The sequence below is a fragment of the Streptomyces sp. NPDC107454 genome (assembly GCF_055582885.1).
In genome coordinates this window covers 184,336-207,873 of the sequence record NZ_JBVJPA010000009.1, presented here as the reverse complement: position 1 = coordinate 207,873, position 23,538 = coordinate 184,336, and the positions used below count along the sequence as shown (strand labels likewise).

Below are 23,538 nucleotides of genomic sequence, written 5' to 3'. Positions count from 1 at the left end.
CCATGGCGATCGACCTCGGCACCTATGTGAAGGGCGTACTCGACGGAAAGCGGGCGCTGGTGGCACGCGCCATCACGCTCGTGGAGTCGACGAGGCCCCAACACCGCGTCCTGGCTCAGGAGTTGCTGACCGAGCTGCTGCCGCACAGCGGGAAGGCGCGCCGGATCGGCATCAGCGGTGTACCCGGTGTGGGCAAGTCGACGTTCATCGACGCGTTCGGCACGCTGCTCACCTCGCTCGGGTACCGGGTCGCGGTGCTCGCCGTCGACCCGTCCTCCAGCCGGACCGGCGGTTCGATCCTGGGCGACAAGACGCGGATGGAGCGTCTGGCCGTCGACCCGGCGGCGTTCGTGCGCCCCTCCCCCACCGCCGGCACGCTCGGCGGGGTGGCGAAGGCGACCCGTGAGTCGATCGTGGTGATGGAGGCGGCGGGCTACGACGTGGTCCTGGTGGAGACGGTCGGCGTCGGCCAGTCCGAGACCGCCGTCGCGAACATGGTCGACTCCTTCCTGCTGCTCACTCTGGCCCGCACCGGGGACCAGTTGCAGGGCATCAAGAAGGGCGTCCTGGAACTGGCGGACGTCATCGCGGTCAACAAGGCGGACGGACCGCACGAGCGGGACGCCCGCGCGGCGGCACGGGAGCTGGCGGGCGCGCTGCGGCTGATGCACCCCGCCGACGCGGCCTGGACCCCGCCGGTGCTGAGTTGCAGTGCCCGTGAGGCGACCGGTCTGGACACGGTCTGGGAGCGCCTCGAACAGCACCGCACGCTCCTCGAATCCACCGGCCGCCTCGCGGCCAAGCGCCGCGACCAGCAGGTGGACTGGACGTGGGCGATGGTCCGCGACGAACTCCTCGGCCGCCTGCACGCCGACGCGGCCGTACGCGCCCTCGCCCCCGGCCTCGAACAGCAGGTGCGGGACGGGGAGCTGACGGCGACGCTGGCCGCCGAGCGCATCCTGGGGGTGTTCGGCGGCGAGCGCCGCTGAACCGTGGGCGAGGGCGCACCGGGTGATGCGGTGAGCCCTGTACGCGCCCCTGTGTGCCGGGGGAAAATGCGCCATGTCGACGGTCATGTGGCTGAGGTGATGCGTACTCAGCCGCTCATTTCCCAGAAAGCAGGTCGGCTGCCGTGCTCTTGCGTCTGCCCACGTCCGTTTCCGAAGTACAGGAGTGCATGGCCGAGGGGGCGGTGCCCATAGGCGGGGCGACCCTGATATGGGCCACCTGGCAACGGGACGGCTTCCCCGAGCAGGCCATGTCGCTGCGCGATCTTCCGGAGGCCAACACGATCGGCCGCGAGACGCTCGGCGGGGCCGTGATACTGAACCGGATCGACGACCGCGTGCCCGAAGCACTGCGCCGGGCGGCCGCCACCGTGGGGACCGGAGCCGTGCGCCGCACGGCCACCGTCGGCGGCAACATCGTCGGGAGCACCCTGCGCTGTCTGCTGCCCGCCGCACTCGTGCTGGAAGCGCGCGCGGTGGTCCTGGATCCGGACAGCGTCTACGAGACCGACCTGACCGAGGTCCTGGCCAAGGGCCACCTGCTGCTCGGCCTCCGCTGGCGCGATCCGATCACCAGCGCGTACCGCAAGCTGCCCGGTGAAGCGGGCGGTCCGCCACCGCTCGTCGTCGCCGCCGCTCTGCACACCGCCGACAGCGGAGGGACGCGCCTGCGCGTCGCCGTCCGCGACGGGTACGACGTACTCACCGAGAGCACCGAGTACGATGCCGGCTCCGACTCCGCACGGGTCCTCGACGACCTGCGTCGCACGGGCGTCGGCGCACTGCACGCCACAGCCTGGGAAGCGGTCCACGAGCTGGTCACCGGCCTCTTGTCCCGTCCCACCGGTCGCTGAGGGCCCCCTCCCACACCCACCGCACGGTCTTGGCGCTGCCGCCGTCGGCCCGAGGTCGCACGTCGGGCAGGATGGGCGCCATGACCGAGATCCACACGCCCCGCCTCCTCCTCCGCCGCTGGTCCGACGACGACCTCGTGCCGATGGCGGACATCAATGCCGACCCCCGCGTCATGCGCTGGATCGACGACGGCTCCGTTCGCGACCTGGAGCACACGGCGGAGGCCATCGAACAGTGGGAAGAGGAGTGGGACGAGGAGGGGTTCGGCCTCTTCGCCGTCGAACTGCTGGCCTCCGGCGAACTGGCGGGCTTCGTGGGCCTGTCCGTGCCCGAGTTCCTGCCGGAGGTACTGCCCGCCGTCGCCATCAGCTGGCGGCTCGGCTCATCGTTCTGGGGCCAGGGGTACGCCTCCGAAGCCGCCCAGGCCACGTTGGAGTTCGCGCTCCAGGACCGTGGCCTCGACCGCGTCATCAGCATCACCCGAGCGGGGGACGACGCCTCCGAGAACGTCATCCGCAAGCTCGGCATGACGCCGGAGCGCGAGACGACACACCCGGTGTACGGCTATCCGCTGCGCGTTCACGCCATCGATCTCACCGAGTTCCAGGCCTGAACCCCGCCGAGCCGTCGATTCCCGCGGTTCACGCCCTGGTCCTGTCCGGCGCGGCCGGCGGCGCGACGAGCACCTGGGTGAGCGGGATCCGCGCCAGCAGGATCGCTCCGTACAGGATCAGGGCGGCCCCGACGGTCTCGGGGATCAGCCACCAGCCGGTGCGTACCCGCTCCGCGTACAAGGTGACGCCCAGGACGAGGCTGACCAGGGCGTCACCGAGGGTGAGGGCGGGCTGGGAGGCTACGAGGGGGCCGGACTGGACGGCGTTCTGCAGGAGGAAGAGCGCGCAGACTCCGGTGGCGGCGAAGGCGTAGGTCTGCCAGGCGAGGAAGAACCCGGTGACGCCGCCCGTCTCCCAGGCATGCGTGGCGTCCTTGATCAGGGCCGCGGTGAGTGCGTAGCCGATGGCCGCCGCGGCGCCGAAACAGGCCGCGCGTGCGCGTCCGGCCGGGCGCCGCAGCGCGACACCGACGGCTGCCACGATGACGCCGACGCAGCACACGATCGCCAGGATCCACCCGCCGGCGCTGGGCCGGTCGGTCCCGACCGAGGGAGCGGCCGCGGCCAGCACGGTACCCAGCCCGACAGCGATGCACGCCACGGCGATCCACCCGCGCCGGGTCACCCGACGTCGCAGCACCAGCCCGCCGATGAGCAGCGCGAACGGCAGTTCCAGGACGAAGATCGGCTGTACGACGGACAGCGCTCCGTTGACCAGCGCCAGCGCCTGGAAGCATGCCGCCGCCATGACCGCGGCCATCCCGCCCAGCCACACCGGCCGGTGCAGCAGCTCGACGAACAGCCTGGCGTGGAAGCCCTCGGACAACGGCACGTCCTGTGCCGCGCGGCGCTGGAGGACAGTGGCGGTCGCGTTGCTGACCGCGGCCAGCACCGCGAAGACGACCGAGAACACCAACGCCACCGGCTTGCCCCTCCTCCTCTCCCTCTCCCGCTCCTCTCCGCCTTCCCCCACGGGCACCGGCCGAGGAGCACGCGTCACCCCCATGCTCCCGCGGCACCACGGAGTTCGCCCCTTGGCACGGTTCCGCCGTTCACGGCCCGGGTGGCACTGGCCAATAGCGCTCCGTCACCGCGCAGGACCGTAGCGTGATGGAAGGCAGGCAGTGCGCTCGCGGTTTGCCCAGCCTCCCGGGCCATGCGATCCACTCTGATGAGACGCCTCGGTCTCGCCGCCGTCTTCGCCCTTGTCCTCGCCGTGTCGCGCAGGACGTCGTACGGCACCGGGAGTGGTACGGGGCCGACGGCTGCTTCCTGGACCGGGTGACCTCGGACCCGGCCGAACTGCCCGCCTGCCGAAGGCCGGTGCGGGCGGTACGCCGGCACCGCGCGCGAACGCGGCGCGGCGGTCTACGGTCCCGTGAAGGGAGAACCTCCCAATCCCTGGGCACAGTTGACGCCCGCGCTGAGCGAGGCCGACTGAGCCCGGGGTCGCCGCGGACACCGGGAAGGACGCGCGGGCGCCGGCACGTGCCATGCTGGAACCGCTGATCATGGCGGAGAGCGAGGCAGAACACCAGCGTGAGGACAGCGACACGGCCGGGCCGGACGAGGATCTGGGACCGGTTCGCGGCATCGGACCCCGGGCTGCTGCGGCTCATGGCCGGACTGCGGACGGTGGGGGCCATCGCGCTCACGCTCGCCGTACTGGCGCTGCTCGGGGCCGGTAAGACCCACTTGGTTGCCGGTTCCATCTCGGCCATGGCCGCGACCTTCGCCATCAAGGAGAAGCAGCAGCGCCAACAGGCGGTCACGCTCGCGCTCGGGCTGGTCGTGGCACTCGCCGCGATGTCGCTGGGGGCACTGCTCAGCACCCACGTGGTCGCGGGTGACCTCTTCTTCCTGGCGCTGATCTTCGCCGCCGTGTACAGCCGCCGCTTCGGTGATCGCGGAACGGCGCTGGGCCTCATCGGGTTCCAGGTCTACTTCGTGTCGCTGTTCGTCAGGGCCGGCGTCCCCGGTCTGCCGGGACTGTGCGGAACCCTGATCGTCGCGTTCGTGTGCAGCGCGCTGGCGCGTTTCGTCCTCGTACCGGAGACGCCCGAGCGTGTGCTGCGTCGGTTGCGCGCGGCCTTCCGGGCCCGGCTGGCGCAACTGGTGGCCGCCCAGATCGAGTTGCTGGACGCCGGCCCTGACCGGGCGGAGAAGGCTCTCGAGGAGGTCAGGCGGCACACCGCCCGGCTCCACGAGAGCGCGATGATGATCCAGGAACGGCTGTCGGAGGGAACCAGCGACAGCGCCACCGCCGCGCTCGTGCAGCGGCGTATCGCCGACGCCGAGATCGCCGCCGAGCGGCTCGGGGTGCTCATCCTGACCGCCCGCAGCGCGGAACGCGCCGACACGCTCACCCTGCATCTGCCGAACGCGCCCGTGCCCGCGGCGAGCGACCGGCTCCGGGCGCAGGACGCCACCACCGCCATCCTGCGCCGTGATCTCGAAGCGCTGCGCCTGCTCGTCCTGCGCCCGGTCGCCGAGGACCGCGGCACCGGGGTGGCCCAAGTGCGCAACCGGCTGCTCGGTTACCGCGACGAGGAGAACCTGCCGCGCGCCTCGGCGGCCGTCCAGGACGTCTTCCGCGGGATCGGGGAGACGGGGCGTTCCGTCCTGGGACTGCGACTCGCCCTCGACGGACCCCAGGACGAGTCCGACGACACACCGTCTACGACCCGTTCCCGCGAGGAGTTGGACGCCGAGGACGTCGCCATCGCCAGGGAAGAGGAGGACGAGGAGGACGCGCACGCCCCCACGGGATGGAAGCGTCCGACGACCCGTACCGCGGTCCAGGTGTCGGTGGGTTCGGCCCTGGCCATCGTCGGTGGGGAGTTCCTCTCCAGTCAGCGCTGGTACTGGGCCGTGCTGACCTGCTGGGTGGTCTTCCTGAACACGGCGTCCACCGGAGAGATCCTGGTGAAGGGGTACCGGCGGCTGCTCGGCACCGTCCTCGGCGTCATCGCCGGTGCCCTGCTGGCGAGTCTGGTCGGCTCCCACACCTGGACCGCGTTCGCCCTGGTGCTGCTGTTCATCTTCGCGATGTTCTTCACCGCGCCGCTGTCGTACGCCCTGATGTCCTTCTTCGTCACGGCGATGCTGGGCCTGCTGTACACGCTGCTCAACACCTACAGCACCGGGGTGCTCGTCCTTCGTATCGAGGAAACGGCGCTCGGCGCCACCTGTGGTGTCATCGCGGCCGCCCTGGTGCTGCCGGTGAACACGGACCGCCGTACCGACGAGCTGCTGGCCACGGTTCTGAAGCGGCTCGGGGAGGTCACCGGTGCGGCGGTCGACCAGCTGAGCGGCGGCCCGGCGATCGAGCTGCTGGACAAGGCGCGGGATCTCGACACGGCTCTGGACGATCTACGGTCCTCCACGCAGCCGTTGACCCATCCGATCACCCCGCTGCGGGCCCGCCGGCAGACCGCGCGCTATCTCGTGGCGCTCCTGGAGACGTGCGCGTACCACGCACGTTCCCTGGCGGCGACGGCCGAGCTGTTGCCCTACAGCAGGACCGTCGCGGCCGATCCCCGGCTCAAGGGGGCGGGCCGGCGCATCGCGCACAACATCGACGTCCTGGTCGCACGCGTCGAGGACGACGACGCCGAAGGCGTGGCCGAGACCGGCCCCAGCCTCGCGTCCATGCTGGAGACGGACCGGCCGGGCCTTCCCCGGCACGACCGCGTGACCGACCGGGTCCTGCGGCATCTGCAGCGCCTGGACGAAGGCGTGATCGGCCTCGCCCGCCCCCTCGGAGTACGCGTGGCGACCCCCGCGAACATGGCGTCCCGGGGGCCCGCCGCCTAGGAAGTGCCGGTGGTCGCGGCCCAGGGAGTGCCGGTGGTCACGATGTCGGGGGTCGCGGTGGTCACGACTTGAGGAATGCCGCGAGGCCTTCCAGCAGCCGTTCCACGTCGTCCTCGTCGTTGTACGGCGACAGTCCGAGGCGCAGGCCTCCGGTGTCGCCCAGGCCGAGGTGGCGCGATGCCTCCAGCGCGTAGAACGTTCCCGCGGGCGCGTGCACGCTCCGCGCCGCCAGGAAGCGGTAGGCGTCGCCCGTGTCGCGCTCGTCGAAGGTCAGGAGCAGGGTGGGCGTGCGATCGGCCGCCCGGGAGCGGATCGTGACGCCCGCGAGTGCGGCCAGGCCGTTCTCCATCCGGTCCCGCAGCGCTCGCTCGTGCCGCTCGACCGACGCGAACGCGGACCGCAGCCGGGTGCGCCGGTCGTCCGCAGGACCGGTCCCGAGACCGGCGAGCAGGTCGACGGCGGCACGGGTGCCGGCGAGGAGCTCATAGGGCAGCGTCCCGAGCTCGAAACGCTCCGGGACCGCGTCGGAGGAGGGCAGCAGCTTGTCGGGACGCAGCGTCTCCAGCAGGGCCGGAGCGGCGGCGAGCACGCCGTGGTGCGGGCCGAGGAACTTGTACGGCGAGCAGACGAAGAAGTCGGCGCCGAGCCGCGCGAGATCCACGAACGCGTGCGCCGTGTAGTGCACGCCGTCGACGTAGAGCAGCGCGTCCGTGCGGTGGACAAGACGGGCGATCTCCGCGATATCGGGGAGCGTGCCGATCAGGTTGGAGGCGGCGGTGACGGCGACCAGCCGGGTGCGTTCGGTGAGCAGTTCACCCACGGCCGCGGGCGGGAGTTCGCCGGTGACCGGATCGAAGTCGGCCCATCGCACCAGGGCGCCGGTCCGCTCCGCGGCCTGGACCCAGGGGCGGATGTTGGCGTCGTGGTCGAGACGGCTCACCACGATCTCGTCGCCGGGGGCCCAGTCCTTGGCCAGCGCCCGGGAGAAGTCGTACGTGAGTTGGGTGGCGCTGCGGCCGAAGACGACTCCCGAGGGTTCCCCGCCCAGCAGGTCGGCCATGGTCTGCCGGAACTCCCTGACGAGAGCCTCCGCGTTCGCCTCTCCCGCCGTGACGCTCCCCCGGTTCGACAGCGGGCGGGTGAGCGCGTCGGCGATCGCCGCGCCGACCGGCGCCGGCGTCTGGGTGCCGCCCGGACCGTCGAAATACGCGATGCCGGTCCGAAGGGCGGGGATCTGGGCGCGCAACGCGCCGACGTCGTAGGTCACTCGGGCTCCTTGGGCTGCGATGTCGTCCGCTCGGGGACGACGACATCAGGCGAGTTGTCCGGGCGGCAGGCTTCGGTGGTAGCTGCCGACCCAGGCCAGGTATACGGGGTCCAGGGTCGCGCCGTCGATCCGGACTTCCGCCCCAGATGTCAGCGCCTACGCCCGCGGGTCGCCCAGCCGCCGCCGACGCCGGAGACGTGCAGGGCGAGCAGGGCCAGCCCGATGAGCATGACGTTGGTCGACGTGAAGACGTCGTTCGTCGAGAGGTCCGCGGCATTGATCAAGAACGCGATGAACAGCACGATCGCCGCAACGATTCCGAGCATGAACTCTCCTCTTCCGAAGTGATGGTGGAGTCCGAGTGCCCCCAGGAATCCTGTCGACACAATCGAAAGCAGGCTGGTCCTGTCCCTGGTCTCCCTCCGCTGGCTCGGGCGGAGCGATCGCGGTCATCTCCGGGCGAGGTAGCTGCGTATCGTCGTTCCGGACGCGGCAGTGTGGACGCGTACCAGGTCGGACAGGAAGTGGACGAGGAGCAGGCCCCGTCCGCCGAGTTGGTCCGGGCGCACCGGGCGTCGGCCGGCCAGGGGGTCGGTCAGGTGCCCCTCGTCACGCACCTCGCAGACGATCTGCTCGCTCTCGGCCCAGATCCGCAGCGTCCCCGAACCGCCTCCGTGCACCACGCTGTTGGTCGTCAGCTCCGCGACGACGAGGTTCAGATCCTGCAGCCGGGGCGGCGCCATCCCCCGCTCCCGTGCCTCGCGCAGCGCGAAGTCGCGTGCGGCGGGCAGCAGTCCGGCGGCGAAGCGGACCGTGGCCGCTCCCGGCGGATACGGCAAGGTCTCGTTGCAGCGCGCGAGGACACGTTCGGGGTCGAAGGCGTGACTGACGCCCGGCCGCCCGTCGCTGATCACCACGGGGTGCGTGGCGTGGGCGTCGGCGATCACGTCGTCGGAGAGGGTTCGGGCGTCGTACGGGCAGAGGATGGTCGCTTCGCGGCCGTGGAACGCCGTGTTGATGAGGGCTTCGTGCTGGACGCAGGCCGGGTACTCGAGCGCCGTACGGCCGTACCAGACCGGCTCCCCGATGATGCGCACAGGGCGTCCGGGGTGGGCGTCGACGAAGGATCGCAGGACGGCGGGGATGATCCGGCCGGGGTTCCGGCCGGCCTGTGTCATGTCGATCCAGCGGACCTCGTGGGCGACCCCTCCGAGTTCCGCCTTGAGCAGCGACAGTCGGGACGGGGGTGCCGCCACCGCCACGGGCAGGCCGGTGGCGAGGCCCTCGGACACGAAAGGCAGCGTGCCTTCCGCGTACTCCTGTTCGGAGCGGTACAGGAGCGCGGGGTGCGCGAACGGCTCCGCCCGGTCTCGGACGAGGGGCGACCGCGCTCCGTCTTCTCCCTGCTCCATGCCCACTGGCTCACCTCGGATCCCACTGTAGGCGGCGGCGGTTGCCGTCGGCGTGCATCCGGCGGAGGGCTTCGGCGAGAAGGAGTACTGACACCACGTCCGGCGGGCCGCGGAAACGAGGCGTTCCGCGGGTTTCGGAGCTTGGGTGGCATGACTGGCTTGAGACGGGGCAGACGGGCCCTGTCTTCAATTACTTCGAACGAACAGGGGTGGACCGCATGGCAGCCGTGACGGCAGCGAAGGCAACCAACACGGCACAGCAGGCAGGGACGGCACAGGAGGAGGTACTCCCCCTGATCGACGAGCCGCTGAAGATCAGTCCGAAGGACGCGCGCGCGTTGTCGCGTCAGTTCTTCGACCGGCTGGCCGTGCTGGAGGAAGGCACGCACGACTACCAGTACGCGCGCAACACGCTCATAGAGATGAACCTCTCCCTCGTGCGGTACGCGGCGGCCCGCTTCCGCAGCCGCAACCAGGACGAGATGGAAGACATCGTCCAGGTCGGCACGATCGGGCTCATCAAGGCGATCGACCGTTTCGAGCTGACCCGCGAGGTCGAGTTCACCTCCTTCGCCGTTCCGTACATCGTCGGCGAGATCAAGCGTTTCTTCCGTGACACCAGCTGGGCCGTCCACGTACCCCGCCGTCTTCAGGAGGCGCGGATCGAACTCGCCAAGGCGACGGAAGAACTGCGCACGCGCCTCGGCCGCACCCCGACCACGCGTGAGCTGGCCGCGCTGATGTCCCTCTCCGAGGAGGAGGTCATCGAGGCGCGCAAGGCATCCAACGGCTACAACTCCTCGTCCCTCGACGCCGCGCTCACGGCCGACGACGGCGCGGACGGGGACACCGTTCTCGCGGACTTCATCGGCGAGGACGATCCCTCGCTCGAACTCGTCGACGACTTCCAGTCCCTGGCTCCGCTGATCGCCGAACTGGACGAGCGTCAGCGCCGGATCATCCACATGCGTTTCGTCGAGGAGCGCACCCAGGCCGAGATCGGCGAGGAACTCGGCATCTCGCAGATGCACGTCTCGCGTCTGATCACCCGCATCATCAAGCGTCTTCGCACCGGGCTGCTCGATCCCGCGGTCGCCTGACGCGCCGCGGTCGTCCGACGCGCCCGCCCCGGGCAGCGTGCGACCGGGACAGCGTGCGACCGGGGCGCCGCGGGACGGTCCCACCCGACTTCGGGCGGGACCGTCCTGTGCGTCACCGGGCCGCGGTACCGGTCGACGCCGTGCTGGGTGCCGGGGCGTACCCGGCGGGCCGGGCGGTGAAGACTCCCCGGCCCCGGGTCCGGCTGCGCAGCCGGGTCGCATAGCCGAACAGCTCGACCAGCGGCACGGACGCGGTGATCACCACAACGCCCGCCCGCGCGACGGAGCCCGAGACCTGCCCACGTCGCGCCGCCAGGTCACCGAGGACCCCGCCCACCGCGTCGTCCGGCACGGTGACCGTGACGTCCGCCACCGGTTCCAGGAGAACCATCGCGCAGGCGCGCAGTGCCTCCCTCAGCGCGAACCGGCCGGCCGTCCGGAACGCCCGCTCCGAAGAGTCCTTCGGATGGGTCGCTCCATCGGTGAGGACGACACGCACCCCGGTGACCGGGTGCCCGCCGAGCGGCCCGTCGGCCAGCGCGTCACGGCACCCGGCCTCCAGCGCCCGGACGTACTCCTGTGGCACCCGTCCGCCGACGACGGTCGAGCGGAACTCGAAGCGCGTCGCGCCCCCGCCCCCGTCGCCGTCACCCGGGACGACCTCCAGCGGCTCCACGTCGAGCACCACATGGGCGAACTCACCGGCGCCACCGTCCTGTTTGACGTGCCGATGGACCAGCCCCGACACTCCCCGGACGACCGTCTCCCGGTATGCCACCCTCGGCCGGCCGACCCGGACGTCCAGACCGTGGGCGAGCCGGATCTTCTCCACCGCCACCTCCAGATGCAGTTCGCCCATGCCCGACAGGACCAGCTGGCCGGTCTCGGGGTCGGTGCGCACGACCAGCGAGGGATCCTCCTCGACCAGCCGCGTCAACGCGGACACCAACTGCTCCGCCTCAGCGCTGCCGACGGCCTCGACGGCCACCGAGACGACCGGATCGGCGACGGTCGGCGGTTCGAGAACCAACGGAGCCCCGGGGGCGCACAGGGTCGACCCGGCGCGGGCCGACTTCAGCCCGACCACCGCGACGATGTCGCCCGCCACCGCCCGCTCCAGTGGGGCGTGACGGTCGGCCTGGACCCGCAGGATCCGGCCGATGCGCTCGGCGCGCCCCGTGCCCGAGTCCCACACCGTCTCTCCCTTCCCGATCGTGCCCGAATAGACACGCAGATACGTCAGCCGCCCCGTGGCGGTCCCGTTCACCTTGAACACCAGTGCCGCGAACGGTGCCGTCGGGTCGGCGAACCGCTCCTGTTCCCTGCCGTCCCGAGTGCCGCGTACCGCGGGCACGTCGCGCGGCGACGGCAGATAGGCCACCACGGCATCGAGCAGTGGCTCGATCCCGCGATTGCGGTAGGCCGAGCCGCACAGCACCACCACGCCGTCGCCGGAACGGGTCAGGTCGCGCAGCGCGGCGGTCAGGGTCCCCACGGAGAGGGTCCCTTCCGCGCAGAACTCCTCGAGCGCGCCGGGGTGGAGTTCCGCCACCACTTCCTCCAGCTGTCGGCGGCGGCCTTCCGCTGCGTCCCTCAGTGCCTCGGGCACCGGGCCTTCCTCGACCGTGTCGCGGCCTTCGGGCCAGACCAGTGACCGCATGCGCGGCAGATCCACCACACCGGTGAACCCGGCCTCCGATCCGATCGGCAACTGGACGACCAGTGGGGCCGGATGCAGCCGCTCCCTGATGGACTCGACCGCGGTGTCGAGGTCGGCACCGGCACGGTCGAGCTTGTTGACGAAGGCGATCCTCGGCACGCCGTACCGGTCCGCCTGACGCCACACCGCCTCGCTCTGCGGCTCGACTCCCGCGACGGCGTCGAAGACCGCCACGGCGCCGTCGAGCACCCGCAGGGAGCGCGCCACCTCGTCGGAGAAGTCGACGTGGCCCGGGGTGTCGATCAGGTTGATCCGGTGCGCGTCCCAGGCACAGCTCACGGCCGCGGCGAAGATGGTGATGCCACGATCGCGCTCCTGGGGGTCGAAGTCGGTGACGGTGGTGCCGTCATGGACCTCACCCCGTTTGTGGGTGGTCCCGGTGAGGTACAGGATCCGCTCGGTGAGGGTGGTCTTCCCGGCGTCGACATGGGCGAGGATGCCCAGGTTGCGGACGGCGGCGAGCGGGGTGTCGAGGTGACGGTGCAGGTCGGTACGCACGGCCCATGGCCTTTCGGAATGATCCGGATGGGGCGGCGCGATGTCCCGGACGAAGCGGCCCGCGGTCGTGCCACGGGCCGTGCGGGGACCTCCGGCCACGGCACAGCCCCATCGGGGCGTACGGAGCCGATCTGCCCGGTGACGGGCGGAGAGAGGTCAGATGTTCGTCACGGACCACCGGTGTCGGCCGCGCAGCCGGCACCGGGGACCCGGAGACACGAGGATCACCTCGTAGCGCGAAGGGGGAACGACGACAGCAGTACGGTGACGCACGGCCCGGCTCCCCTCACTCGTCAGGACGCGCGCCGTGATGTTCCGCAGGAGCGGTGAGCGCGCGTTGTGGGGTGAGTGTAGGGAGCGCGCGGCGGTCGGCGCACCGGATTTTTGGCACGTCCGGTCAGAGCAGGCCGGAGTCGGACTCCGAAAGCGCCCGGGCGAGCAGTCCACCGGGCGGCTCCGCGGGCTGCAGCAGTTCGGCGACGGCCGCCCCCGTGGCGCCGTGCCAGGTTCCGTACCGTCGGAGCATGGCGTGGTCACCGCCCTTGACCAGCAGTACACCCGCGCGGGAGCCGACGGCCCTGGCCCGGCGGACGAAAGCGATCGACTCCGCGGGATCGGTGACGCGGTCGCGGTCACCGTGGAGCGCGATCACCTTCTTGTCCTGGAGGTGGGCCACCGGCTCGCCCTCCGGACACCAGGGCGCCAGCGCCACCACTCCCCCTACTTGTGTCGCCGCGGCGACGCGCAGAGCCGCCCGGCCGCCCATCGAATGACCCACGAGAATCACCGGCACCTCACCGACGAGGCGGGCGAGCTCCCCGAGTGCCCGCTGGACGTCACCGACGGGGTCGGCCCGTGAACCGTTCCAGCCCTGGAGGCGGTAGCGCACCTGCCCGAGGAAGACCTCGTCGTCCGGCACGGCCGCGGCGACGGCCCGGACCACGGGCCTCATCCGCAGCGCCGCCACGTTCCAGGATCGTGAGGGGGCCAGGCTGTCGGCCCGGCCCCCGTGCAGGACGAGCACGGCCGCACGCGCCGCGTCCGAGTGACGGACCGGCACCAGGGCGGTGTCGGCCCCGACCGCTCCACGCGCCGGTGCGCCAGGGGTCCTTGTCCGCGTTCGGCCGCGCATCACAGCTCTTCCCGTGTTCCGACTCCGCCTGTGGGAGAAGTGTCCCATCGCCCACGGGTCGTTCGTCGCCGGGCTCCACGCGGGCGGGCGCCATCGGCGAGGGTGCGCTGCTCGGCCCGGACGACTTCGGTGTTGCCGCCCGCGGCGATTTCCAGATCGAGACCGGGGCCACCGCGGGGCACACCGAGGGACATACCGCTGTCGTAGTCGACCAGTGCGAGCCCGAGAAGGAAACCGTTGGTCGCGGCGGACGCCGAGAGCCGCGGAGATGAGCGCCCGTTGCGGCACGGGACACGTGATCGTCACGGCGGTCGGAAGGAGTCGGTGGTGCCGGCCGGCGAGAACCCGTCGCAGTCTGTCGTTCCGGCCACTGCCGGGGCCGCGATCACCCTCGTAGCGTCTCGCTCATGCTCTTCGTCGCACCCGTACTCATCGGTGTTCTCTACGCGTTCCTCATGTCCCTGCTCCGGGAGCCCACGAGGCGGCGGTTCAACGCCATCATGGTCGCCGGGGCCGGAGCCGCCTATCTCAGCAGTGGCAGTTTTGGTGCCTGGGAGTTCGTCTTCACCGCCGCGGTCACCTACTGTGCCTACCGCGGCCTCGACTCGTACGTCTGGATCGGCATCGCCTGGCTGCTGCACACCGTATGGGACGCCCTGCACTACCTGCGCGGGGCCCCGATCATCCCGTTCGCCACGCACTCGTCGCTCGGCTGCGCGATCTGCGACCCGGTGATCGCCCTCTGGTGCCTGCGCGGCGGTCCCTCGCTGCCCGCCCTGATCGGCTCCTGGTTCTCCAAGCGCCCCGCCTCCCCGACCGATCCCTCACACGCCTAGCCGCCCCTGGGTGGTGCGAAGACGCCGAGGCTCTTCCTTCCGAAGGGAATTCTCAGAGAATTGCGATTTTCAACCACCAGCGGGAATTCCCCGCGCGGAACTCCGCGCGGAACACGGAATTCTCGGCGTCCGGCGGCCCGCCCGGCCCACCGTGATGCGCACGACCGCCGGAAGGAGGAGCGTGGTGGGGTAGGGAGGAGTGCTATGGGCACGGCCGACCACCGGAATCAGGTCCGGGCGAGCCAGGGCTGGCTGCGCGGAGCCCCACCACCGCGCTGGGTGCGGGTGCTGCCGCCCGCCCTGCTGGTGACGGTCTGCACCGCCGAACTCCTGAGTCGGTACCCCCTGGACATCGGCTTCCTGCTGGGCGCCATCCCGTCGCTGGCTGTGCTCTCCTACGGACCGGTGGCGACGGCTGTCTTCGGCGCCGTCGTCATCGTGTTCCTGTTCGTACCGCCCCTCCAGCTCAACCATCCGGGCAACACCGACCTGCTGACCATCACGTTCGTCGCGATCCTGAGCGTCGCCATCTCCCTGGTGCGCAGTCGCCGCGACGCCCACCTGGTCACGGTGCGCACCGTGGCCGAGGCCGCCCAGCTCGCCGTACTGCCGCCGCTTCCCGAACGCGTGGGCCCGGTGCAGTGCTCGGCGTTCTACCGGGCGGCCCAGCGCGAGACACTGGTGGGCGGCGACTTCTTCGACGTGCGCGCCGGCCCGTACGGCGTGCGGGCGGTGATGGGCGATGTACAGGGGCACGGGCTGTCGGCCGTCTCGACCGTCGCCTCCCTCCTCGGGGCGTTCCGGGAGACCGTGCTCGACCAGGGCGACCTGAAGTCGGTCGCGGCCCGCCTCGATCGCCGGCTCGTCGTGGACTCGGCCCAGACCACACACGCCGAACTCTTCGCGACCGCCCTGTTGCTGGAATTCTCGGCCGACGCGGACGCGGTGCGTCTGACGTCCTGCGGACACCCGCATCCGTTTCTGCTGCGCGACGGCAAGGCCGTCGAACTCGTTCTCGAACCAGGAGCCCCCCTCGGGCTCGGGTTCTTCGACATCTCTCCGCCGCAGATCTGCACCGTCCGGCTGGAGCGCGGCGACCGGCTGTTCCTCGGCTCCGACGGAGTGTCCGAGAGCCGGGACGCGACGGGCGCCTTCTATCCCCTGGCCGACCGCCTGACCCCGTTGGCCCGGGAGAAGCCCGCCGACCTCACCGACCACCTCTGGGAGGACCTCCTACGGTTCTGTACCGCCGTGCGTGACGACGTCACGATGCTGGTCCTCACGCCCGACGCCCAGGGCTGGCGGGGGTGAGGACGGTTCGCCCGCCCGGACCGCGCGGGGCGGGCCGGACGGGCGAGCTCGGCGGGCGGACAGGTCAGGGGGTGAGCTGCCACTGCTGGATGTAGCCGACGTCGATCGAGGCGGTGTCCTGGACCCTCAGTTTCCAGGTGCCGTTGACGGGTTGCGCGGAGGCGTCGACCGTGAAGGTCTGGTCGACGTTGTCGGCGCTGCCTCCGCTGTGGTTCAGGAGCGAGTAGACGGTGCCGTCGGGGCCCACCAGGGAGACCGTCAGGTCACCGCGGTAGGTGTGGATGATCTTGACGTAGACCTGGGTGGTGGCCGAGGCGTTGCCGGTCCGGCCGGTGACCGTGATGGGTGACTCGACCGCGGGTCCGGCGTCGGGGATGTCCACCCGCGTGCTGTTGGCGTAGATGTTCGCCACCCGCCAGGTGAAGCTGACCGAGACGGACGCTCCCGTGCTGTCGGTGACCGTGACGGTCACGGGGCTGGTCCCGGTGATGGTGGGAACTCCCGAGATCAGGCCGGTGTCACTGATCGTCAGGCCGTCCGGCAGGCCGGTGGCCGCATAGGTCAGGCCCGCGCCGGAGTTGGTGGTGTAGGCGCTGGTCTGGAGGGAGACCTGCTGGCCGACGCCACTGGTCTGGTCGTCGATCGGCGCCACGTTGACACCCAGCGCGATCCGGTCGCCGACATGGATCCCGGCCCAGGCGGCGGCGACGGCAAGGTAGGTGTCGCTGTACGCGCCGAAGAGGTCGGCGGCGGCCTGGAGGGTCGCGGTGCGGGCTCCGGCGTAGTTGGTGCTGGAGGTCATGTAGGTGGTCAGGGCCCGGTACCAGATCCGCTGGGCGTTCTCGATGCCGATGCCGGTCACGGGTACACCGTCGTAGGTCGGGCTGTCGTAGGAGACCCCGTTGACGGTCTTGGCACCGCTGCCCTCGGAGAGCAGGTAGAAGAAGTGGTTGGCCGGTCCGGAGGAGTAGTGGACGTCGAGGCCTCCCAGCGAGGAGTCCCAGTTGTCCCGGGACGCCCCGTCCTTGGAGGGCTTGTCCATGTACCGCAGCGGGGTGCCGTTGCCGTTGATGTCGATCTTCTCGCCGACCAGGTAGTCGGGGACGTCGGCGGACAGGTTGGCGTGGAACTCCACCGCGGCGGCGAAGATGTCCGAGGTCGCCTCGTTGAGGCCACCGGACTCACCCGAGTAGGTGAGGCCCGCGGTGGCGGCGGTCACGCCGTGGCTCATCTCGTGCGCGGCGACGTCGAGGGCGGTCAGCGGGTGCGCGTTGCTCGCGCCGTCCCCGTACGTCATGCAGAAGCAGCTGTCGGACCAGAAGGCGTTGACGTAGCCGTTGCCGTAGTGCGCCCGGCTGTAGGCGGCCACGCCGTCGTTGCGGATGCCGTTGCGGCCGAAGACGTCCTTGTAGTAGTCCCAGGTGGCCGCGGCGCCGAAGGCGACGTCCACGCCGGCCGTCTGCCGGTTGCTCTGGGTGCCGTCCCCCCAGACATCGTTGTCATCGGTGAAGAGGGTGCCGGTGCCCGAGGTGCCCTGGTTCAGGTCGTAGGTGCGGTGACCCGCGCGGTCGCCGTCCACCAGCTGGTACGTGGAGCCGGACGGCGTGGTGCTGAGCGGAACCGATCCGCTGTACTGGCCCGTGCCCGTGCCGGTACGCACCGCCTGGAAGTCGAACAGGGCCTTGCCCGAGGTGGCGTCGGTGATGACATGGAGCTCGCTCGGCGTGCCGTCGTCCTGGGTGCCGCCGACCACCGACTCCCAGGCCAGCACCGGCTTTGCTCCGGCGGCCCAGACGACGAGCCGGGGAGCGCCATCGACCGCGGGACGCGTGGCGTCGGCCTTCTTCGCGACCGCAAGCGCCTTGTGGGCGGCGGTGGCGGACGTGACGCGGGCCGTGGTGGTCGGCACCTTCAGGTCGGCCTTGCTCGCCTCGGACACGCTGGACAGACCGTTCCTGACGTGTACGACGAGGTCGCCGCCGAGGACCGGCAGTCCGGCGTAGGTACGCTCGTAGCGGGTGTGTGTGGTGCCGTCGGCGTCCTTCGAGACGTCCTTGACGATCAGCTTCTCCTTGGAGCCGAGGTCGAGGATCTTCGCGGTGTCGCCGACCGCGGCGGTGGCGCTCTTGAGCAGCGCGGCGTGCGCGGCGGGAGACAGCTTCGCCGGGGCCGCGGCGGCCCGGGGGGTGGCGACGATCTTCGCGTGGCCGCGGTCGCGGGGGGCCGCGGACGCGACGCCGGTGTGGAATCCGGCGGCGAGCAGTGTGCCGGCGGCGGTGAGCGCCAACGCCGCGGTGTATCTGCGTCGGTGCGAGGTGCGGTGGGGCGGGAGCAAGGGCTTCTCCTTCTGGCGACGATCGGCCCGTGGTCGAGGCCGAGAGAGCGGGCCGGCAGGGTGTGGCCGGCTGGCAACGCGCTGAGCAGGGAAGGGCGCTGCACGAGGTGAGCCACGAGGGGGTGTGCCTGAACTCGGCGGCGCGCGACAGGTGGGGGGTGTGAAGGAACGGTGAACGTTCAAGAGCAGACTGGCATCGCTCACACAGTTTTGTCATGGAGATGACAAAGCAACGGCTGAAATTGGCTATTGATTGCTGGATGTTCGCCCCGGCTCGGGGCGCTTTTCGGCCGGTGCCGGACGGTCCGGGTGACGCGGGTGGCGAGGGTGGCGTTCGTTCCCGGGTACGGAAATCTGCTCACGCCGGTTTTCACGGACCGGACCGATACGGGGACACTGGCCTCACGATGAACCAGGGGAGTCAGCGGGATCAGACCACGCGCCGTCGGCCGGTGCGGCTCGCGACGTTCAATGTGCTGCACGGCCGGCCGCTGCCGGACGGAGGGTCCCTCTCCCCCGCCGCGAACCCGGCGGAAGGACCACTCGCCCGAGCCGTCCTGTCCCTGGACGCCGATGTCCTGGCGTTGCAGGAACTGGACCGCCTCCAGGAGCGATCGGGCGGGGTCGACCAGGCGTCGGTCGCCGCCGAGGCCGCGGGGCTGAAGCACTGGCGCTACGCGAGCGCGTTCCACGCCCGTTCCACAGCGGACCGGGGGTGGATCCGCGACCCGGCCGAGCCGGGGCTGCGGGTGTACGGCCCCGAGGACGCCGACTCGGCCACCACGGACGTCCCCTCGCACGGGATCGCGTTGCTGTCCCGGTTTCCGGTACGGGACTGGCGCGCCCGGCGGTTGGCCCCGGCGCCCCTCGGTATGCCCTTGAAGATGCCCGGGCGGCCCGGACTCACCGTGGTCAGGGACCAGCCGCGCGCCGCGCTGGCCGCCGTACTGGAGGGACCGGGCGGTCCGTTCACGGCGGTGGCGGTGCACCTGTCGTTCGTGCCGGGCTGGAACGTCGCACAGCTGCTCGCCGTCCGCGACTGGATCGCCGACCTGCCCGCTCCTCATGTGCTGCTGGGCGACTTCAACCTGATCGGCGCCCTGCCCAAGGTCGTTTTGAACGCTCCGGGGAAGACCCGCACCCCACCGTCTCCCCGCGGCTGGTTCGATCTGGCCCGCACCCCGACCTATCCCGCGCACCGCCCGGTCGTGCAGTTCGACCATGTGCTCGCGAACGGCGTCGGCGTGACAGTGGCGAGCGGAGTGCGCACGCCCGCGACGGGGATCTCGGACCATCGCCCGCTCGTGCTGGAACTGTCCTTGTGACCCCGCCCGTTCAGCCCACCGTGACGAGGGCGGCGCGTGTCATGCGGCGGCGTCGACGAAGAGGCGTCGGCGCAGACGTCGGTGAACCCGGGCTGCCGCGCCCGGGCGCAACCTTCCCCAGTAATCGGCTCTTGCCGACCCGTTGTGTCACGCTCGCATCCCCCCATGGCGCTGGGTGCGCCTGATGCGTCGATTGCGGTGCGAAGGCGGCGGCTCAACGGCCCGTCCGGATCAGGCCCGTCAGGTAGCGCCAGAGCGACGAGCGGCGCTGGGCGGCCTGGTCCGTCGCCACCGTCCCGGACACGTCGGGGGTATCGGGGGTATCGGGGGTGTCGGACTCCGGGCCCGCCGCGCGCTCCTGCCCTTCCGGCGCCAACGGGGCGACCGGCGAGGCGAGTTCGTAGCGTACGGGCAGCGATCGCAGGCCGCGCATGAACGGGGAGGAGCGCCAGGGCAGTTGGTCCACCGGGAGCGCGAGTTCCAGGTGGGAGAAGCGCTCGAACAAGCGGCTCACCCCTGCCGCCGCGACCGTCGACGCCAGCTCGCGTGCCGGGCACTGGCGTCGGCCCGCGCCCCACGCGAGGTGCGCCCGGCTGCTGATCGTCGTGTTGGCCACCGCGTGGTCGGCGAAGACGGGATCGGCGTGCGCGGCGGCGGAGGACACCCAGACCGGATCGCCTGCGCGGATCGTGTAGTTGCCGAGCGGAGTGTCCTTGGCCGCGAACCTCGGTACGAAGTTCACCAGGGGCGGTTTGCGCATGACGACCCGGTTCATGGTCTCCCTGACCATCCCGGCGGACAGACTCGCCCGTGCGCTGCCCTCCCCCGCGATGACCTCGACCACGGTGTTCGAGATCAGGATGCCGACGTGGTCGGACGTCATGCCGAGCAGCATGAACAGCTCGCGGGCGAGCGCGTCGAGGGACAGGTCGGGGTGGGCTGCCAGCAGGTAGGAGGGGAAGTCGTCGCCCGGCCGCGTCCGCTTGGCCGCAGCCAGCTCCACCAGGGTCTCCAGCAGGCGTTCCAGGGCGGGTTCCGCGTCCGGCCCCGCGTCGAGCACCCGCCACATGTCCATCAGGGCGTCGTCGCCCTGTGAACCGGGGAAGCCGAGCAGATGGCTTGCCACCATCAGCGGCAGCGGACGCGCGAACTGCGCCGACAGGTCGGCCACGCCCGTGCCGCCACCCTGTCCCAACAGGGTGATCAGCTCGTCGGCATGGGCGGTGACGGCCGCTTTCAGCCGCTTGGTCTGCGGATGGCGCGGATCCTGGAAGGGCTTGAGCGCCGCGTCCCACGCCGTCCGCAGCGGCTGGTAGCCGGGACCGCCCTGGATCAGTACGTGGTTCACCTCCAGGGAGGGTGCGAGCGGCCAGTCGGCGGGAACCCTGCCCTCCGACCGGGCCCGCCAGTTCTCCAGCCCCTTGGGCCACGCGTCGTCGTCCTGGAGGACTTGAAGCGACTCGCGGTACCCCAGCACCAACCACGCCGGTACGCCCAGCAGATCGACCGGCGCGACGGGTCCGTGCCGCTGTCTGAGCCGCTCGTAGACGAGCGCGGGGCGCGTCTCGTAGTCCCGGGTCAGCAGCGGCTGCGCGGTCATCGCCTCCAACCGCGTGTCGTCCACGTCCATGGACCAGCCGTCCCCTATGTGGGATTCCACCGTTCGCAGCCCTTCGACGCTCCCCACCACCGGCTCGTAGCCCTTCAGCGGCTACGAACCGGTGCCAGACCCTACCCCAGGCCGCACGAACGGGCCGCCGCGGGGCGCCCGTTGGTTCAGGCCGTGACCTGCGCTGGTTTGCCCGGAGTGCGCAGGACCGGGTCGGTGCGCAGACGCAGGAAGGCGAGACCGAGGGCGACGGCCTGCAGCGCGGCGCACACCGCGATGACGTAGTCGAGGGCCCACGGCGAGGTGAGGGCGACCACGATGCCGGCGAGCGGGAAGGGCAGCAGCAGAAGCAGGATGGTCAGGGAGAGGGTGCTGCCGAAGACCGCGGCCGGGATGAGCAGGGAGCGCAGCGTGCGCAGGACGACGGTCAGGCCGCCGTCGCCCGCCATGAACAGCGCCATGAGGACGACATACGCGGTGTACGTGGGCGCGTGGGCCAGGGCGAGACAGGCCGCGGACGCGACGGTGGAGCACACCACGCCGACTCCCCACAGGCCCAGCCGGTTGAGCGCGAAGCGGCAGACGGTGACCGTCAGGAGCGTGGAGGCCGCGGCTGCCGACCAGAGGGTGCCGACGGCCGCGGGGGACAGTCCGAAACGCTCGACGACGATGATCGGGCTGGCGGACTGGAGCAGCCCGAGCGCGAGGTTGGAGACGGTCAGGCCACCCACCAGCCAGCCGAGCGCGGGCAGCGAACGCAGCGTCCGCCAGCCCGTCTTGAGGCCCGCTCCCCGCTGTGTGGTGCCGGGCTGGGAGCCGCGCAGGGGGGTCGGCGGGGTCTGCAGGGCGAGGGCCGCCGCCAGGCACGACAGCACGCTCAGAACGGCGAGCATGTGGGTCGGCCCCGCCAGCAGCAGGACGCCGCCGAGCGCGGGTCCGGTGAGCGTCGCCGTCTGGTCGATGCCGATCAGGACGGCCTGAACCTTGTGTGCCTGGGTGTCCGCACGGCGGCTCACGATCGCGCCCACGGCTTCGTTGGCGATGAAGCTGAACTGCGTCAGGGTGCCCGTCGCGGCGGCCAGCGCCATCACGACGAGTGTCTGCGCCGTCCCCCGTTCCAGCATCGTCAGCGCGACGCTCCCGCCGGCCACGAGGACCCCGCGCGCCAGGGAGGCGAGGAAGAACACGATGGCGGCTCCGCGCCGGTCGACCAGGTCACCGGCGAGGCCGAAGGCCGCCACCCGCGGTATCCATTCCAGCGCGAAGGCCAGCCCGGTCAGCGAGGCGGATTCGGTCGTGGCCAGCACCAGGAGCGGCATGGCGTACGTCGACATGGAGAAGGCGAGTGCGTCGAAGGCCCGCGGTGCGTAGACCCGGCGGAGCAGGCTGCCGGGAGGTACGGCGGCATGCCGACCGGCCGGTCGGCCCTCGTACAGTTGAATGGTCACGGAGTAATGGGGGGCTTTCACTCAGCTGTGATGGGGAACGCCCGGCGGGCTCGAAGGACCCTCAGGCGGGCAGGTGCACGACATTCATCGAGCCGGAGAGCCACCCGCCGTCCACGGCGTGACACCCCGGCGGCGGTCCGTTCGACACCGGCGGCACCTACGGGGTGGTGCGGGCCGCCTCGGCACCGGGACCGGCGGAGACCTCTCCACCTGGACCGGTGGGGTGAGGACTGCTCGTCCATGCCATGGCGCGATGTCGGGTCACACGAACTCCGCTCGAAACGAGGGCGAGTCGGGAAACGGGCATGCGGGATGAATCGACACGACCGAGACCGGGGAAGGGCATCGACGCAGGCCTTGTTTAGGCATCAACATCTGTGCAGCCACAAGGTAGCCGAAACTTTCGGATCACCCGAAAGCGTAATCAGCCAAAGTCACCGACCTGCGGCTGAATATGACATCAGCAACAGCCGGGCCGTGCAAGAGGTCCGCCGGATCCCGCCGGACCCGTCGCACGGGGCGGTGCGCGGAACGGACGCGTCGGGCGGTGGGATCCGGGGCGTCGAGGGGGGGGACGCCCGGACCTGAACGGTGAAATCGCGTATGCCGGTTTGCGGTGTCCCCCTCCTGGCCACACGGTGAAGAAAGGCATGTCGCCGCACCCCACTCGTCGGCGGCCTCGAGGAAAGCGACTGTGATGATGAAGGGCAATGCCAGAACGAAGCAGCTCAGGGGCAAGATGAGGGAGACCCTCGGCAAAGCCCTGGGCGACAAGTCCATGCAGAGGGCGGGCCGCGGCGAACAGCTGCGCGGAAAGGCCCAGGAGATGACCGAAAGGGCCGCGGGCCAGATCCGCCAGCGGACCAAGCACTGAGGACGACGGCCCGAGCGTCCCGGATACGGTCGTCGGCGCCCCGGGCAGGGTGTTCAGCGCCCCGGGGCGCGGTCGTCGGCGCCGTCCTTCCGGCGGATGCGACGGTGTCGTTCGGTCCGCCGACGGTGACGAACCGTGTTCCGGCCTGCCGGCTCCCTCGCTGTGGTGGGCACCCCGCGAGGCCAGTGGCCCGGGATCGATGCCGGCGAGGGCGCCTTCCTCTTGGTGGCGTGCGCGACCACGCCACCGGGGAGGGTGCGCGACGCACCGGAGGCTCCACCCGGGTCGGACCGGAACCTCGCAACGGAGGGCGCGCAGGAGCGCCTTCTTCGTCTGCTGTCTCGCGCTGGTTTCCTTCACCGTCACCGTGCACATCGCCG

General features: G+C 71.1%; 18 protein-coding genes and 1 pseudogene. 10 read left to right on the top strand and 9 right to left on the bottom strand.

All coding sequences use genetic code 11. The features are described from left to right. The first annotated feature begins 2 nt into the window (after positions 1–2). From meaB to ACZ69M_RS24315, 3 genes are all read left to right on the top strand, one after another. Positions 3–989, top strand: coding sequence for a methylmalonyl Co-A mutase-associated GTPase MeaB (meaB, locus tag ACZ69M_RS24325; protein WP_470052776.1), 987 nt, complete (start codon positions 3–5; stop codon positions 987–989). A 143-nt stretch (positions 990–1,132) separates the two neighbouring features. Beyond that, positions 1,133–1,861: an FAD binding domain-containing protein gene (locus tag ACZ69M_RS24320; protein WP_470052775.1), complete on the top strand. Its 729-nt coding sequence runs from the start codon at positions 1,133–1,135 to the stop codon at positions 1,859–1,861. Between the two features lie 80 nt (positions 1,862–1,941). Continuing rightward, positions 1,942–2,475, top strand: a complete 534-nt coding sequence (locus ACZ69M_RS24315; protein WP_470052773.1) for a GNAT family N-acetyltransferase — start codon at positions 1,942–1,944, stop codon at positions 2,473–2,475. A gap of 28 nt (positions 2,476–2,503) precedes the next feature. Here the strand turns inward: ACZ69M_RS24315 and ACZ69M_RS24310 are convergent, their stop codons facing one another. After that, entirely contained in the window at positions 2,504–3,397 is an 894-nt protein-coding gene (locus ACZ69M_RS24310) for a DMT family transporter (RefSeq protein ID WP_470052771.1), read from the bottom strand. A gap of 287 nt (positions 3,398–3,684) precedes the next feature. Between ACZ69M_RS24310 and ACZ69M_RS24305 the strand changes: the two are divergent. Further along, a pseudogene (locus ACZ69M_RS24305) lies at positions 3,685–3,916 on the top strand (hypothetical protein); the annotation flags it as partial. A 98-nt stretch (positions 3,917–4,014) separates the two neighbouring features. Beyond that, a complete protein-coding gene (locus ACZ69M_RS24300) occupies positions 4,015–6,291 on the top strand; it encodes an FUSC family protein (protein ID WP_470052769.1) in 2,277 nt (758 codons plus the stop codon). A 61-nt stretch (positions 6,292–6,352) separates the two neighbouring features. On the opposite strand, the gene ACZ69M_RS24295 is transcribed toward ACZ69M_RS24300, so the two are convergent. The 3 genes from ACZ69M_RS24295 to ACZ69M_RS24285 all read right to left on the bottom strand — a co-directional run bounded on the left by ACZ69M_RS24295 (position 6,353) and on the right by ACZ69M_RS24285 (position 8,970). After that, positions 6,353–7,558 carry a cysteine desulfurase-like protein gene (locus ACZ69M_RS24295; RefSeq protein ID WP_470052767.1) on the bottom strand — a complete coding sequence of 402 codons (1,206 nt, stop codon included), beginning with the start codon at positions 7,556–7,558 and terminating at the stop codon, positions 6,353–6,355. Between the two features lie 149 nt (positions 7,559–7,707). Next, positions 7,708–7,884 (bottom strand): hypothetical protein, encoded by a 177-nt coding sequence (locus tag ACZ69M_RS24290; RefSeq protein ID WP_095856747.1) that lies wholly within the window; start codon positions 7,882–7,884, stop codon positions 7,708–7,710. Between the two features lie 123 nt (positions 7,885–8,007). Beyond that, positions 8,008–8,970 (bottom strand): anti-sigma factor RsbA family regulatory protein, encoded by a 963-nt coding sequence (locus tag ACZ69M_RS24285; protein WP_470052765.1) that lies wholly within the window; start codon positions 8,968–8,970, stop codon positions 8,008–8,010. Between the two features lie 218 nt (positions 8,971–9,188). On the opposite strand from ACZ69M_RS24285, the gene ACZ69M_RS24280 reads away from it, so the two are divergent. Continuing rightward, positions 9,189–10,070: an RNA polymerase sigma factor SigF gene (locus ACZ69M_RS24280; RefSeq protein WP_352047092.1), complete on the top strand. Its 882-nt coding sequence runs from the start codon at positions 9,189–9,191 to the stop codon at positions 10,068–10,070. Positions 10,071–10,182: 112 nt separating this feature from the next. Here the strand turns inward: ACZ69M_RS24280 and fusA are convergent, their stop codons facing one another. Together fusA and ACZ69M_RS24270 are read right to left on the bottom strand one after the other, a co-directional pair. Beyond that, positions 10,183–12,288: an elongation factor G gene (fusA, locus tag ACZ69M_RS24275; RefSeq protein WP_470052763.1), complete on the bottom strand. Its 2,106-nt coding sequence runs from the start codon at positions 12,286–12,288 to the stop codon at positions 10,183–10,185. A 397-nt stretch (positions 12,289–12,685) separates the two neighbouring features. Then, positions 12,686–13,348, bottom strand: a complete 663-nt coding sequence (locus tag ACZ69M_RS24270) for an alpha/beta hydrolase (RefSeq protein WP_470052761.1) — start codon at positions 13,346–13,348, stop codon at positions 12,686–12,688. A 479-nt stretch (positions 13,349–13,827) separates the two neighbouring features. Here ACZ69M_RS24270 and ACZ69M_RS24265 point away from each other — a divergent pair, with 479 nt between their 5' ends. Both ACZ69M_RS24265 and ACZ69M_RS24260 read left to right on the top strand, forming a co-directional pair. After that, positions 13,828–14,256, top strand: coding sequence for a DUF6010 family protein (locus ACZ69M_RS24265; RefSeq protein ID WP_470052759.1), 429 nt, complete (start codon positions 13,828–13,830; stop codon positions 14,254–14,256). 204 nt (positions 14,257–14,460) lie between these two features. Next, the gene (locus ACZ69M_RS24260; protein ID WP_470052757.1) at positions 14,461–15,567 is read left to right on the top strand and encodes a PP2C family protein-serine/threonine phosphatase; all 1,107 of its coding nucleotides are present in this window, start codon (positions 14,461–14,463) and stop codon (positions 15,565–15,567) included. Positions 15,568–15,631: 64 nt separating this feature from the next. Here ACZ69M_RS24260 and ACZ69M_RS24255 read toward each other — a convergent pair whose 3' ends face one another. Continuing rightward, on the bottom strand, positions 15,632–17,902 hold the full coding sequence (locus ACZ69M_RS24255; protein ID WP_470052755.1) for a M4 family metallopeptidase: 2,271 nt from the start codon (positions 17,900–17,902) through the stop codon (positions 15,632–15,634). A 407-nt stretch (positions 17,903–18,309) separates the two neighbouring features. Between ACZ69M_RS24255 and ACZ69M_RS24250 the strand changes: the two genes are divergently transcribed. Further along, complete coding sequence (locus ACZ69M_RS24250) at positions 18,310–19,227, top strand: endonuclease/exonuclease/phosphatase family protein (protein WP_470052753.1); 918 nt, start codon at positions 18,310–18,312, stop codon at positions 19,225–19,227. Positions 19,228–19,441: 214 nt separating this feature from the next. Here the strand turns inward: ACZ69M_RS24250 and ACZ69M_RS24245 are convergent, their stop codons facing one another. Together ACZ69M_RS24245 and ACZ69M_RS24240 are read right to left on the bottom strand one after the other, a co-directional pair. After that, the gene (locus ACZ69M_RS24245; protein ID WP_470053182.1) at positions 19,442–20,857 is read right to left on the bottom strand and encodes a cytochrome P450; all 1,416 of its coding nucleotides are present in this window, start codon (positions 20,855–20,857) and stop codon (positions 19,442–19,444) included. A gap of 146 nt (positions 20,858–21,003) precedes the next feature. Beyond that, positions 21,004–22,284 carry an MFS transporter gene (locus tag ACZ69M_RS24240; RefSeq protein ID WP_470052752.1) on the bottom strand — a complete coding sequence of 427 codons (1,281 nt, stop codon included), beginning with the start codon at positions 22,282–22,284 and terminating at the stop codon, positions 21,004–21,006. 697 nt (positions 22,285–22,981) lie between these two features. Between ACZ69M_RS24240 and ACZ69M_RS24235 the strand changes: the two genes are divergently transcribed. Next, positions 22,982–23,158 carry a CsbD family protein gene (locus ACZ69M_RS24235; RefSeq protein ID WP_079065332.1) on the top strand — a complete coding sequence of 59 codons (177 nt, stop codon included), beginning with the start codon at positions 22,982–22,984 and terminating at the stop codon, positions 23,156–23,158. Positions 23,159–23,538: the final 380 nt, after the last annotated feature.